The sequence below is a fragment of the Proteus sp. Marseille-Q3619 genome (genome assembly GCF_965283115.1).
On sequence record NZ_CBDIMP010000001.1, the window covers coordinates 2,367,107 to 2,380,344 of the forward strand.

Sequence of the window (13,238 nt, forward strand, 5' to 3'; positions counted from 1 at the left end):
CATTCATGGCTAAGAAATCTATGAAAGCACGTGATGTAAAACGTGCGAATTTAGCTGAGAAATTCTTCGCAAAACGCGCAGAACTGAAAGCTATCGTTTCAGATGTGAACGTGTCTGACGAAGATCGTTGGAATGCTGTTCTGAAACTGCAAACTATGCCACGTGATTCAAGTCCTTCACGTCAGCGTAACCGCTGCCGTCAAACTGGACGTCCGCACGGTTTCCTGCGGAAATTTGGCCTCAGCCGTATTAAAGTCCGTGAAGCCGCTATGCGCGGTGAAATCCCGGGCCTTAGAAAGGCTAGCTGGTAATTACCATAATTGAATCACGGGAGTAAAGACAGATGAGCATGCAAGATCCCATCGCGGATATGCTGACCCGTATCCGTAACGGTCAGGCCGCGAACAAAGTTGCGGTCACAATGCCTTCCTCCAAGCTGAAAGTGGCGATTGCCAACGTGCTTAAGGAAGAAGGTTATATTGAAGATTTTAAAATTGAAGGCGACACTAAGCCAGAACTGGAAATCACTTTAAAATATTTCCAAGGTAAGGCTGTAGTAGAAAGCATTCAGCGCGTAAGCCGTCCAAGTCTGCGCATCTATAAAAGAAAAGATGAGCTGCCAAATGTTATGGCAGGACTGGGCATCGCTGTTGTTTCTACCTCAAAAGGTGTTATGACTGATCGTGCAGCTCGCCAAGCAGGTCTTGGTGGCGAGATTATCTGCTACGTAGCTTAATTCGGGAGGAAAGAATGTCTCGTGTGGCAAAAGCACCCGTCGTCATTCCTGCCGGCGTAGAGGTTAAACTCAACGGTCAGGTAATTACGATTAAGGGTAAAAACGGCGAGCTAACTCGTACTATCCATAATGCAGTTGAAATTCAACATGCTGACAACCACTTAACTTTCGCACCTCGCGATGGTTTTGCTGATGCATGGGCACAGGCGGGTACTACTCGTTCTCTGTTAAATGCAATGGTTGTAGGTGTTACCGAAGGCTTCACTAAGAAACTGCAACTGGTAGGTGTAGGTTATCGTGCGTCTATTAAAGGCAATGCGGTTAACTTATCAGTAGGTTTTTCACATCCAGTGGAACACCAACTGCCAGCAGGCATCACTGCTGAATGTCCAACACAAACTGAAATCGTACTGAAAGGTGCGGATAAGCAAGTGATTGGTCAAGTAGCAGCTGAACTGCGTGCTTACCGTCGCCCTGAACCTTATAAAGGTATTCGTTACGCCGACGAAGTTGTGCGTATCAAAGAGGCTAAGAAGAAGTAAGGTAACACTATGGATAAGAAAGCAGCTCGTATCCGTCGTGCGACCCGCGCACGCCGTAAGCTCCAGGAATTGGGTGCGACTCGCCTGGTGGTACACCGTACCCCTCGCCATATTTATGCGCAGGTTATTGCACCAAACGGTTCTGAAACTTTGGTGGCCGCTTCTACTACAGAAAAAGCTATCATTGAGCAACTGAAAAACACTGGAAACAAAGAAGCAGCAGCAGTAGTTGGTAAAATTGTTGCTGAACGCGCTCTGGAAAAAGGTATCAAAGTAGTATCATTTGACCGTTCCGGTTTCCAATATCATGGTCGAGTCCAGGCACTGGCAGATGCTGCCCGTGAAGCTGGCCTTCAGTTCTAAGGTAGGAGTGTAAGATGGCTCACATCGAGAAACAAGCTGGCGAACTGCAGGAAAAGCTGATCGCGGTAAACCGCGTATCTAAAACCGTTAAAGGTGGTCGTATCTTTAGCTTCACCGCTCTTACAGTAGTTGGTGATGGTAATGGCCGCGTTGGTTTTGGATATGGCAAAGCTCGCGAAGTTCCGGCAGCAATCCAGAAAGCGATGGAAAAAGCCCGTCGCAATATGAAAACCGTCGCTTTAAACAACGGTACTCTGTTCCACCCTGTTAAAGGTACTCACACAGGCTCACGCGTATTTATGCAGCCTGCTCATGAAGGTACCGGTATCATCGCAGGTGGTGCAATGCGTGCAGTTCTAGAAGTGGCTGGCGTTCGTAACGTACTGGCTAAAACCTATGGTTCCACTAACCCGATTAACGTGGTTCGTGCAACACTGGACGCTTTAGATAGCATGAAGTCTCCAGATATGGTCGCAGCTAAGCGTGGTAAATCCGTTGAAGAAATTCTGGGGTAATGACCATGGCTAAGACTATTAAAATTACTCAAACACGCAGCTTAATCGGCCGTCTGCCTAAACATAAGGCAACTATGACTGGTTTAGGCCTGCGTCGCATCGGTCACACTGTAGAACGCGAAGATACACCAGCAGTTCGCGGTATGATCAACTTGGTTTCCTATATGGTTAAAGTTGAGGAGTAAGAGATGCGTTTAAATACTCTGTCTCCGGCTGAAGGTGCCAAGCATGCGCCTAAACGTGTAGGTCGTGGTATCGGTTCTGGCTTAGGTAAAACTGGCGGCCGTGGTCACAAAGGTCAGAAATCTCGTTCTGGCGGTGGCGTACGTCGTGGTTTTGAAGGTGGCCAGATGCCTTTATATCGTCGTTTACCAAAATTTGGTTTTACTTCACGTAAATCATTCGTGACTGCGGAAATCCGTCTGTCTGATTTAGCTTACGTTGAAGGCGATGTAATCGATCTGAATGCACTGAAAGCCGCAAACGTTGTTGGCCCACAGATTGAATTTGCAAAATTAATTCTGTCTGGCGAGGTTAACCGTGCAGTGACTATTCGTGGTCTGCGTGTTACCAAAGGTGCCCGTGCAGCAATCGAATCAGCTGGCGGTAAAATTGAGGAATAAGTGACAGATGGCTAAACAACCAGGTTTAGATTTTCAGAGTGCTAAAGGTGGTGTTGGTGAACTAAAACGCAGACTTTTGTTTGTTCTTGGTGCACTTATTGTCTTTAGGATTGGCTCTTTTATTCCTATCCCTGGTATTGATGCCACTGTGCTTGCCAAATTGCTCGATCAGCAAAAAGGCACCATCATTGAAATGTTTAACATGTTCTCTGGTGGTGCTCTTAGCCGTGCTTCTATCTTTGCGCTGGGTATCATGCCTTATATTTCGGCATCGATTATTATCCAACTCTTATCAGTGGTTAACCCTCGGTTAGCAGAGATTAAGAAGGAAGGGGAGGCCGGTCGTCGTAAGATCAGCCAATATACCCGTTATGGTACTTTGGTGCTGGCGATATTCCAATCAATTGGTATCGCAACAGGCTTACCGAATATGCCAGGAATGCAAGGTCTGGTAATTAATCCAGGCTTACCATTCTATATTACGGCTGTTGTGAGCTTAGTCACTGGGACAATGTTCCTAATGTGGTTAGGTGAGCAAATCACTGAACGTGGTATTGGTAACGGTATCTCAATCATTATCTTTGCAGGTATCGTTGCAGGTCTTCCGCCTGCCATTGGTCAAACCATCGAGCAGGCGCGGCAAGGCGAACTGCACTTCCTCCTGTTATTGTTGGTTGCAGTATTAGTGTTCGCAGTTACTTTCTTTGTTGTTTTTGTAGAAAGAGGACAACGTCGTATCGTTGTTAACTATGCAAAACGTCAACAAGGGCGTAGAATATACGCGGCACAAAGTACACATCTACCACTTAAAGTAAATATGGCGGGTGTTATACCAGCAATTTTTGCTTCAAGTATTATCCTGTTTCCTGGTACAATAACCTCTTGGTTTGGCGATGGTACAGGGTGGGGTTGGCTGACGACGATTTCTTTAAATCTACAGCCTGGTCAACCTATTTATGTGTTACTATACGCTGCTGCAATCATATTCTTCTGTTTCTTCTATACGGCGTTGGTTTTCAACCCAAGAGAAACGGCAGATAACCTGAAGAAGTCCGGTGCATTTGTACCAGGAATTCGCCCGGGAGAGCAGACGGCTAAATATATAGATAAAGTAATGACACGTTTAACCTTAATCGGTGCCTTGTATATTACCTTTATCTGTCTCATCCCGGAGTTCATGCGTGACGCAATGAAAGTACCTTTCTATTTTGGTGGTACTTCCCTCTTAATCGTGGTTGTGGTCATCATGGATTTTATGGCTCAAGTGCAAACTCTCCTGATGTCAAGTCAGTATGAGTCTGCATTGAAAAAAGCAAATCTTAAAGGTTAATTACTGATAAGCGATTTGTTTTAGAAGTTACGGAGAGTAAAAATGAAAGTTCGTGCTTCCGTCAAGAAAATGTGCCGTAACTGCAAAATTGTTAGACGTCACGGTCACGTGCGTGTAATTTGCAGCGTCGAGCCTAAGCATAAACAGCGTCAAGGCTAATTTATTGCATTTTTTTCTTGCAAAGTTCGGTTGAGCTGGCTAAATTAGCCAGCCCAATCTTTTATAATATATACAGTATTGTTTGAGTATCCTGAAAACGGGCTTTTCAGAATGGTACTGTATAACTGCTAATTTAGGAGTGCATAGTGGCCCGTATAGCAGGCATTAACATTCCTGATCATAAACATACTGTAATCGCATTAACTTCGATTTACGGTATCGGTAAGACCCGCTCACAGGCTATCTGTGTAGCTGCTGGTATTGCTGAAAATGTTAAGATCAGTGAGCTGTCTGAAGAGCAAATCGACAAGCTGCGTGACGAAGTTGCCAAATACGTTGTAGAAGGTGATCTGCGTCGTGAAGTTACCCTGAGCATCAAACGTCTGATGGATCTTGGTACTTACCGTGGTTTACGTCATCGTCGTGGTCTACCAGTTCGCGGTCAGCGTACTAAGACTAACGCACGTACCCGTAAGGGTCCGCGTAAGCCGATCAAGAAATAATCGGGGTATTTGAACAATGGCAAAAGCACCTATTCGTGCACGTAAGCGTGTAAGAAAACAAGTCTCTGACGGTGTGGCTCATATCCATGCTTCTTTCAACAACACAATCGTTACTATTACCGATCGTCAAGGTAACGCATTGGGTTGGGCTACTGCCGGTGGTTCCGGTTTCCGTGGTTCTCGTAAATCTACTCCGTTCGCGGCTCAGGTTGCAGCAGAACGTTGCGCTGAAGCTGTTAAAGAGTACGGAATTAAGAACTTGGAAGTTATGGTTAAAGGACCTGGTCCTGGTCGTGAGTCAACTATCCGTGCATTAAACGCGGCTGGTTTCCGCATCACTAATATTACTGATGTGACTCCGATTCCTCATAACGGTTGTCGTCCACCGAAAAAACGTCGCGTTTAATAACGTTTTCGTTTTTAGGAAAGTTGGAGAAAGAAAATGGCAAGATATTTGGGTCCTAAGCTCAAGCTGAGCCGCCGTGAAGGTACAGATTTATTTCTAAAATCTGGCGTTCGGGCGATTGACACCAAGTGTAAACTGGAACAAGCACCAGGTCAGCACGGCGCACGTAAACCGCGTCTTTCTGATTACGGTGTTCAGTTACGTGAAAAACAAAAAGTACGTCGTATTTACGGTGTTCTAGAACGTCAATTCCGTAACTACTACAAAGAAGCAACTCGTCTGAAAGGCAACACAGGTGAAAACCTGCTGACTCTGCTGGAAGGTCGTCTGGATAACGTTGTTTATCGTATGGGCTTTGGCGCAACTCGCGCAGAAGCACGTCAGATGGTTAGCCATAAAGCAATCATGGTAAATGGTCGCGTGGTTAACATTGCTTCTTATCAGGTTTCCCCGAATGACGTAGTCAGCGTTCGTGAAAAATCGAAAAAACAGTCTCGTATTAAGGCTGCTTTAGAGCTGGCTGAACAGCGTGAAAAGCCAACATGGCTGGAAGTTGATGCTGCTAAGATGGAAGGTGTGTTCAAACGTATTCCTGAACGTACTGACTTGTCTGCTGACATTAACGAGCACCTGATCGTCGAGCTTTACTCCAAGTAAGGCTTAGCACCAAAGAGAGGACACAATGCAGGGTTCTGTGACAGAGTTTCTAAAACCGCGCCTGGTTGATATCGAGCAAGTCAGTTCGACGCACGCCAAGGTGACCCTTGAACCATTAGAGCGAGGCTTCGGCCATACTCTTGGTAACGCACTGCGCCGTATTCTGCTTTCGTCTATGCCGGGTTGTGCGGTAACAGAGGTTGAGATTGATGGTGTACTGCATGAGTACAGCACCAAAGAAGGTGTTCAGGAAGATATCCTAGAAATACTGCTCAACCTTAAAGGGTTGGCGGTAAAAGTTCATGGTAAAGATGAAGTTATTCTTACTTTGAGCAAATCTGGCATTGGCCCTGTTATTGCAGCCGATATCATCCATGACGGTGATGTCGAAATCGTCAAGCCGCAGCACGTTATCTGCCACCTTACAGACGAGAACGCATCTATTAATATGCGTATCAAAGTTCAGCGTGGTCGTGGTTATGTGCCGGCTTCTGCCCGAATTCATTCGGAAGAAGATGAGCGCCCTATCGGTCGCCTTTTAGTAGACGCGTGCTATAGCCCAGTTGAGCGTATTGCTTATAATGTGGAAGCAGCTCGTGTTGAACAGCGTACCGACTTGGATAAGCTGGTTATCGAGATGGAAACTAACGGTACTATCGATCCAGAAGAATCGATTCGCCGTGCAGCGACTATCCTGGCTGAACAGCTTGAAGCTTTTGTTGACTTACGTGATGTTCGTCAACCAGAAGTTAAAGAAGAGAAGCCAGAATTCGATCCTATCTTACTGCGCCCAGTAGACGATCTTGAATTGACTGTCCGCTCTGCTAACTGTCTGAAGGCAGAAGCAATCCACTACATCGGTGATCTGGTACAGCGTACTGAAGTTGAATTACTTAAGACGCCTAACCTTGGTAAGAAATCTCTTACTGAGATTAAAGACGTACTGGCGTCGCGTGGTCTATCTCTGGGTATGCGCCTTGAGAATTGGCCACCTGCAAGTATCGCTGATGAATAAGATCACAGGTTAAGGTTTTACTGAGAAGGATAAGGTCATGCGCCATCGTAAGAGTGGTCGTCAATTGAACCGCAACAGCAGCCATCGTCAGGCTATGTTTCGTAACATGGCAGGTTCTTTAGTTCGTCATGAGATCATCAAGACAACTTTGCCTAAAGCGAAAGAACTGCGTCGCGTCGTTGAGCCGCTGATTACTCTTGCCAAGACCGACAGCGTAGCTAATCGTCGTCTGGCATTCGCCCGTACTCGTGATAACGAAGTCGTGGCAAAACTGTTTACAGTATTAGGTCCGCGTTTTGCGAGCCGTGCAGGTGGTTACACTCGTATTCTGAAGTGTGGCTTCCGTGCTGGTGACAACGCTCCAATGGCTTACATTGAGCTTGTTGACCGTGCTGATTCTGAAACAGAAGCAGCAGCTGAATAATTTAATTATTATTTAGTGAAGCGAATAAAAAGACCGGATTTTTAATCCGGTTTTTTTATATCTATTGAAAATGATAGCTACTGAAACTAGTTTTATAAAAATAACTTATCAAGCCATACTCTAACCTTTCTATTTGTTATTCCATACTTTTTTACTTACTTTTGTGTTGCATCATATTTATTTTTTGTGATTTCAGCATACTGCTATTTGGGTAAGATAAGCTTCGCACTATATTTCAATTCTATTATTTTGATTATTTGCTATGCTTATTCATCATTTAGAGTGAGGGAATGATCCATGTATCGTATTGGGCAGGTTGCAAAATTAGCGAATGTGACAACAGATACAATCCGTTTTTATGAAAAACAAGGGTTGATGGATCATGACAGGCGAACAGAAGGTGGTTATCGCTTATATACAGAGCAAGATCTCCAACGTTTGCGTTTTATTCGTTATGCAAAAGAGTTGGGTTTTACATTAGATGCGATTACTGAGCTACTTTCTATTCGCGTTGATCCTGCTCATCACACTTGTGTTGAATCAAAACATATTGTTGATGCAAGGCTTGCTGAAGTTGAAATTCGCTTGAAAGAAATGGAAAGAATGCGAGATTCATTGAAGATGTTAAGTAATGCATGTTGTGGTAGTGCTCATGAAAGTACTTATTGCTCTATTCTTGAAATACTTGAATCTGGCGCCACAAAGCAATAATATCTGTACAGTATTACGTTTTATGTTCTTTAACAATTTAAGAGGTTTTTATGTCTAGCAAATATCAGCACCAGAAAGGGGCTATTAAAGATAATGCTTTAGCAGCACTTGTTCATGATCCATTATTTAGACAACGCGTGGAAAAGAATAAGAAAGGAAAAGGAAGTTATATGAGAAAAGCAAAACATGACAAAAAGGGTAACTGGGAGGCCAGTGATAACAAAAGATTTTTTCAATTGTTATCACTGGCCTTTTAGTTTTTATTTTTGCTGATTTTTTAATAAATCACGAATTTCTGTTAATAGAGTTTCTTCTGCGGAAGGAGCCGGTGGTGCTTTAGGTGCTTCTTCTGCTTGACGACGTGTCTTATTGATTAATTTGATTGCGCAGAATATAGCAAATGCAACAATGGCAAAGTCAAAAACAGTTTGAATGAACATACCATAATTTAGGACAACTGCAGGCACATCTCCAGTTGCATCTCTTAATACAAGGCTAAATTGTTTAAAATCAATACCACCGATTAATAATCCTAATGGTGGCATGATAATATCAGCAACTAGAGATGAAACAATCTTACCGAAAGCTGCACCGATGATGACACCGACTGCCATATCAACAACGTTGCCTTTCATGGCAAATTCACGAAACTCTTTGAAAAAAGACATAACCACCCCTTATTTATCTCAATATAGATTTATTATGTAAAAATATAGTATCTAACATGATAATAATAGACCATTATAAGTAACAATCACTATTATTCTTATTTCTACATAATCTTTATAAGAAAAATGGACTTGGCTGGAAAAGTTTTTCAACTTCAGGAACATATTTTTTATCAGTGATAAACATAATCACATGATCACCCTGTTCTATGGAGTGACTTGCGTTTGCAATAATAACATCTTGCTCTCTAACAATTGCACCTATGATGGTTCCCGGTGGTAGCTTTATATCTTGTATACGGCGGCCAACAACTTTTGATGTATTTTCATCACCATGTGCAACGGCTTCAATTGCCTCTGCAACTCCTCGTCGTAATGATGAAACGCTAACAATATCAGCTTTACGAACATGACCTAAAAGTGCAGAAATAGTTGCTTGTTGTGGTGATATTGCAATATCAATAACCCCACCTTGGACTAAATCAACATAAGCGCTACGCTGAATAAGTACCATTGCTTTTTTAGTACCCATTCTTTTTGCCAGCATCGCTGACATAATATTGGCTTCATCATCATTAGTCAGTGCGATAAAGACATCAATTTGTTCAATATGTTCTTCAGCAAGAAGTTCTTGATCTGATGCATCACCATAAAAAACGATGGTGTCATGGAGTAATTCAGCCAGTTCTGTGGCGCGTTGCTGATTATGTTCAATAAGTTTGACGCTATAATCTTTTTCTAATCTAGCAGCTAAACCTGCACCGACATTACCACCACCAACAATCATAATGCGTTTATAAGGTTTTTCTAATCGTTGTAACTCGCTCATTACTGCACGAATATGCTGAGATGCGACGACAAAGAAAACTTCATCTCCAGCTTCAATAATTGTGGAGCCTTGAGGTCTTATAGGTCTGTCTTGACGAAAAATTGCAGCAACTCGTGTATCGATATGTGGCATATGATCACGTAATGTTGATAACGCATTCCCAACGAGAGAACCACCGTAATACGCTTTTACTGCAACAATACTGACTTGACCATCGGCAAAGTTAACAACTTGTAAGGCACCTGGGTATTGGATCAATTTATAAATATAATCGATAACCAAATGCTCTGGTGAGATTAAATAATCAATGGGAATAGCTTCTGGGAGAAAGAGTTTATCTGCTTCACGAACAAATTCAGAGGCACGTATCCGAGCAACTTTATTAGGTGTATTGAACAGAGTGTAAGCAACTTGGCACGCTATCATATTGGTTTCGTCAGAGTTGGTGACGGCAACCAGCATATCTGCATCTTCAGCACCGGCTTCTCTTAAGATCCTTGGGTGAGATCCATGTCCATTGACTACTCGTAAATCGAATTTATCTTGAAGTTGGCGTAAGCGATCTGCATTAGTGTCAACGACAGTAATATCATTATTCTCCCCGACAAGATTTTCAGCGAGAGTACCACCTACTTGACCAGCGCCTAAGATAATAATTTTCATCGTAATTTCTCAGAGTATTCGATTAACAAATAGAAAAGAAACGCAAGATCTGGATGATCTTGCGTTGAAATAGTAGCGTTTTTTAGATCTGATATCATCTTTTATCACAAGATCATATTTTCTTGATCAATGCATAAAAGAAACCATCGCCACCTTCTGCTTCTGGTAAGCATTGGTGCTGATAATCGCATTGTGCATCTTTCGTTGATGCTAAAAATGCTTCAACTTGTTGTTTATTTTCTTCAGGTAAAATAGAGCAGGTTGCATATACCAACGTGCCACCAGATTTTAGGTATGGCCAAATAGCATGAAGGATCTCTTTTTGAATTTGAGCCAATTGCTCAATATCGTCATTACGACGAAGCCATTTTATATCTGGGTGACGACGGATAACACCTGTTGCTGAGCATGGTGCATCAAGAAGAACTCGGTCAAACTGCATGCCTGAACACCATTGTTCAGGATAACGACCATCACCACTTTTGACGACTGCATTAAGTTTTAAACGCGTAAGGTTCTCTTGTACACGTTTTAAACGTTGCTCATCTATGTCGATAGCTAATACGTGAGCCTGCGGAGCTATTTCTAAAATATGTGTTGTTTTACCACCAGGTGCTGCACATAAATCAAGGATCTGCTCTTTATTTTCTGGTGCTAATAATTCAGCACAACGTTGAGCAGAACGATCTTGAACTGTTACCCAACCATCAGCAAATCCAGGAAGAAGATTCACGTTGCATGGATTCTCTAAACGGATCGCGAAAGGGTGGCTATCATCAGCAATAGCGGGAATTTCTTCATTTCCAAGTAATGTTAAATATTCTTCTCGAGAATGATGACGTTGATTTACACGTAACCACATTGGTGGCTTCTGGTTATTGCCTTCAACAATACTCATCCACTGCTCAGGGTAAGCCTGTTTAATACGAGTAAGTAGCCATGATGGATGGAGAAAACGATTTTCGCTATTTTGAAAGCGTTCGTTCAGGATATCTTGTTGGCGTTGAAACTGACGTAACACACCGTTAATCAATCCTTTTAGCTGTGGTTTTTTTAGTGCAACAGCACCATTTACCGTCTCTGCTAGAGCTGCGTGAGCAGGAATACGTGTATAAAGCAGCTGATATAAACCAACCATAATGAGGTAGTGTAAAATACGCTGTTTGCCTTTTAATGGTTTATCCATGAGTTGCTGAATAATCCATTCTAATTGTGGCAATGTGCGTAATACGCCAAAGCAGATTTCTTGCAATAAGGCTTTATCTTTGTCTGAAATATTTTTCTGAAGTTCTGGTATGACAGTGCTTAGAGACAAGCCTTGATCTAATACTTGATTGATTGCTTTTGCTGCAATGCTACGTAAGTTGTATGACGTTTTCATAATGAGTTAACGTTTAATATTGAGCGCCAGAGATGTATTACATTGGCGTGAAATAAGGAAAACCCTGATAATAATGTTAGATATCAGGGCTTAGAATTATTATTGAATGATTTTTCCAGGAGTGAACCAATCTCGCTTGGAGTTTAAGAAATCAGCAGAAGCCATAGGTTTCTTACCTGATGGTTGTAATTCAGTGATATTTAGAATGCCGTTACCTGTCGCAATATAAATACCCGTTTTATCTGCTTTTAATAAGGTTCCTGCAGGTTTATCTGTATTATCCGCTATAGCTTGTGCTTTCCATACTTTTACAGGTTGCTCGTCTAACATGAAAAAGCTCATTGGCCATGGATTGAATGCTCTAATGCAACGTTCAATCTGCTCTGCTGATAATGACCAATCAATTTTTGCTTCTTCTTTAGATAATTTTTGTGCGTAATTCGCTAAATTGTCGTCTTGTTTCTCAGCTTTTATTTTACCTGAGGTAATGAGATCTAACGTAGTTGTTAGAGCCTTAGGTCCAAGTTCTGCAAGTTTTTCATAAAGTGATGCGCTGGTATCTTCATTTGTAATTGGACATGATGCTTTATACAGCATATCGCCTGTATCTAAACCAACATCCATTTGCATAATTGTGACGCCTGTTTCTTTATCTCCCGCCCACAAAGAGCGTTGAATTGGTGCAGCACCACGCCATTTAGGAAGGAGAGAACCATGCACATTAAGGCAACCTAAACGCGGTATTTCAAGAACGGCTTTAGGTAAAATCATGCCATAAGCAACAACAATCATAATATCTGCTCGTTGTGCTGCTATCCACTCATGGTTCTCTTCTGGTTTTAAAGAGGCTGGTTGATAAACAGGAATATCATGAGTTAATGCCAGTTCCTTAACAGGGCTAATAGTCAGTTTCTTACCTCTTCCTGCGGGTTTATCTGGAGGAGTAAGTACTCCCACCACACGATGTTGAGTTGATAACAATGTAGCTAAATGCCGAGCCGCAAAATCGGGTGTTCCCGCAAAAATAATACGTAATGAATCAGACACGTTTTCTTCCTGTTTCAATTTAACTGTTACTGTCCTATTTTAGCTCTTTTTTTATCTAGCTTATCGAGTTTTTCAACTTTTTGGCGGATGCGTTGGCGCTTTAATGGAGATAAATAATCTACAAATAGCTTGCCAACTAAATGATCCATTTCATGTTGAATGCAGATAGCTAATAAATCATCAGCTTCTAACTCAAAAGGTTGACCATTGTAATCAAGGGCTTTCACCTTTACGTGCTCTGCACGAGGAATAAAAGCACGCTGTTCTGGGATAGATAAACAGCCTTCTTCTATGCCTGTATCACCGTCGGCATCAAGAAGTTCTGGATTTATTAATACCAGTCTTTGATCTCTTGTTTCAGAGACATCAATGACGATAATGCGCTGGTGAATATTCACCTGTGTCGCGGCTAAACCGATACCTTCTTCCAAATACATCGTTTCAAACATATCATCGACAATTTTTTGAATTTCGGCATCAACTTTTTCGACTGGCTTTGCAATCGTGCGAAGGCGCTCGTCTGGATAATGTAATACGTGTAACACTGCCATAATTTATTCGGACTGTTTCTAAAATGTGAATAGGATTTAATGTCTATTCTAGACATTTATTGTCTAGATTGACAGTATTTGGTGTGTTTAGCGCTCACCCTGTTTGCTAAAAACA

21 protein-coding genes are annotated in these 13,238 nt (G+C 42.3%); 16 read left to right on the forward strand and 5 right to left on the reverse strand.

The window, feature by feature from the left end; translation table 11 throughout:
* Positions 1-5 precede the first annotated feature (5 nt).
* The 16 genes from rpsN (at position 6) to ACWPWK_RS10905 (ending at position 8,241) form a co-directional block, all read left to right on the forward strand.
* Positions 6-311 carry a 30S ribosomal protein S14 gene (rpsN, locus tag ACWPWK_RS10830; RefSeq protein WP_006535503.1) on the forward strand — a complete coding sequence of 102 codons (306 nt, stop codon included), beginning with the start codon at positions 6-8 and terminating at the stop codon, positions 309-311.
* A 32-nt stretch (positions 312-343) separates the two neighbouring features.
* Entirely contained in the window at positions 344-736 is a 393-nt protein-coding gene (gene rpsH / locus ACWPWK_RS10835; protein ID WP_100158931.1) for a 30S ribosomal protein S8, read from the forward strand.
* Positions 737-750: 14 nt separating this feature from the next.
* A complete protein-coding gene (gene rplF / locus ACWPWK_RS10840) occupies positions 751-1,278 on the forward strand; it encodes a 50S ribosomal protein L6 (protein ID WP_454208866.1) in 528 nt (175 codons plus the stop codon).
* Positions 1,279-1,287: 9 nt separating this feature from the next.
* The gene (gene rplR, locus ACWPWK_RS10845; RefSeq protein WP_023583471.1) at positions 1,288-1,641 is read left to right on the forward strand and encodes a 50S ribosomal protein L18; all 354 of its coding nucleotides are present in this window, start codon (positions 1,288-1,290) and stop codon (positions 1,639-1,641) included.
* Between the two features lie 14 nt (positions 1,642-1,655).
* Entirely contained in the window at positions 1,656-2,156 is a 501-nt protein-coding gene (gene rpsE, locus ACWPWK_RS10850) for a 30S ribosomal protein S5 (RefSeq protein ID WP_023583472.1), read from the forward strand.
* Between the two features lie 5 nt (positions 2,157-2,161).
* Positions 2,162-2,341 carry a 50S ribosomal protein L30 gene (gene rpmD, locus ACWPWK_RS10855; protein ID WP_036914634.1) on the forward strand — a complete coding sequence of 60 codons (180 nt, stop codon included), beginning with the start codon at positions 2,162-2,164 and terminating at the stop codon, positions 2,339-2,341.
* Between the two features lie 3 nt (positions 2,342-2,344).
* A complete protein-coding gene (gene rplO, locus ACWPWK_RS10860) occupies positions 2,345-2,779 on the forward strand; it encodes a 50S ribosomal protein L15 (RefSeq protein ID WP_004246944.1) in 435 nt (144 codons plus the stop codon).
* 7 nt (positions 2,780-2,786) lie between these two features.
* The gene (secY, locus tag ACWPWK_RS10865; RefSeq protein ID WP_006535510.1) at positions 2,787-4,109 is read left to right on the forward strand and encodes a preprotein translocase subunit SecY; all 1,323 of its coding nucleotides are present in this window, start codon (positions 2,787-2,789) and stop codon (positions 4,107-4,109) included.
* Between the two features lie 42 nt (positions 4,110-4,151).
* The gene (gene rpmJ / locus ACWPWK_RS10870) at positions 4,152-4,268 is read left to right on the forward strand and encodes a 50S ribosomal protein L36 (protein ID WP_071788572.1); all 117 of its coding nucleotides are present in this window, start codon (positions 4,152-4,154) and stop codon (positions 4,266-4,268) included.
* 146 nt (positions 4,269-4,414) lie between these two features.
* On the forward strand, positions 4,415-4,771 hold the full coding sequence (rpsM, locus tag ACWPWK_RS10875; protein WP_036914623.1) for a 30S ribosomal protein S13: 357 nt from the start codon (positions 4,415-4,417) through the stop codon (positions 4,769-4,771).
* A gap of 16 nt (positions 4,772-4,787) precedes the next feature.
* Positions 4,788-5,177, forward strand: a complete 390-nt coding sequence (rpsK, locus tag ACWPWK_RS10880; RefSeq protein ID WP_002919257.1) for a 30S ribosomal protein S11 — start codon at positions 4,788-4,790, stop codon at positions 5,175-5,177.
* A gap of 36 nt (positions 5,178-5,213) precedes the next feature.
* Entirely contained in the window at positions 5,214-5,834 is a 621-nt protein-coding gene (gene rpsD, locus ACWPWK_RS10885; protein ID WP_004246942.1) for a 30S ribosomal protein S4, read from the forward strand.
* Between the two features lie 25 nt (positions 5,835-5,859).
* On the forward strand, positions 5,860-6,849 hold the full coding sequence (locus ACWPWK_RS10890; protein ID WP_006535513.1) for a DNA-directed RNA polymerase subunit alpha: 990 nt from the start codon (positions 5,860-5,862) through the stop codon (positions 6,847-6,849).
* Positions 6,850-6,886: 37 nt separating this feature from the next.
* Positions 6,887-7,273 carry a 50S ribosomal protein L17 gene (gene rplQ, locus ACWPWK_RS10895; RefSeq protein ID WP_004246940.1) on the forward strand — a complete coding sequence of 129 codons (387 nt, stop codon included), beginning with the start codon at positions 6,887-6,889 and terminating at the stop codon, positions 7,271-7,273.
* Between the two features lie 297 nt (positions 7,274-7,570).
* Positions 7,571-7,984 carry a Zn(2+)-responsive transcriptional regulator gene (gene zntR / locus ACWPWK_RS10900; protein WP_069368787.1) on the forward strand — a complete coding sequence of 138 codons (414 nt, stop codon included), beginning with the start codon at positions 7,571-7,573 and terminating at the stop codon, positions 7,982-7,984.
* 50 nt (positions 7,985-8,034) lie between these two features.
* The gene (locus ACWPWK_RS10905) at positions 8,035-8,241 is read left to right on the forward strand and encodes an alternative ribosome-rescue factor A (RefSeq protein WP_109374368.1); all 207 of its coding nucleotides are present in this window, start codon (positions 8,035-8,037) and stop codon (positions 8,239-8,241) included.
* A gap of 3 nt (positions 8,242-8,244) precedes the next feature.
* Here the strand turns inward: ACWPWK_RS10905 and mscL are convergent, their stop codons facing one another.
* From mscL to def, 5 genes are all read right to left on the reverse strand, one after another.
* The gene (gene mscL / locus ACWPWK_RS10910) at positions 8,245-8,652 is read right to left on the reverse strand and encodes a large-conductance mechanosensitive channel protein MscL (RefSeq protein ID WP_109374367.1); all 408 of its coding nucleotides are present in this window, start codon (positions 8,650-8,652) and stop codon (positions 8,245-8,247) included.
* 115 nt (positions 8,653-8,767) lie between these two features.
* Positions 8,768-10,144, reverse strand: coding sequence for a Trk system potassium transporter TrkA (trkA, locus tag ACWPWK_RS10915; protein WP_109374366.1), 1,377 nt, complete (start codon positions 10,142-10,144; stop codon positions 8,768-8,770).
* Between the two features lie 112 nt (positions 10,145-10,256).
* Complete coding sequence (gene rsmB / locus ACWPWK_RS10920) at positions 10,257-11,525, reverse strand: 16S rRNA (cytosine(967)-C(5))-methyltransferase RsmB (RefSeq protein ID WP_109374365.1); 1,269 nt, start codon at positions 11,523-11,525, stop codon at positions 10,257-10,259.
* 99 nt (positions 11,526-11,624) lie between these two features.
* A complete protein-coding gene (gene fmt, locus ACWPWK_RS10925; protein ID WP_109374364.1) occupies positions 11,625-12,572 on the reverse strand; it encodes a methionyl-tRNA formyltransferase in 948 nt (315 codons plus the stop codon).
* A gap of 26 nt (positions 12,573-12,598) precedes the next feature.
* Positions 12,599-13,123 carry a peptide deformylase gene (gene def, locus ACWPWK_RS10930; protein ID WP_109374363.1) on the reverse strand — a complete coding sequence of 175 codons (525 nt, stop codon included), beginning with the start codon at positions 13,121-13,123 and terminating at the stop codon, positions 12,599-12,601.
* Positions 13,124-13,238: the final 115 nt, after the last annotated feature.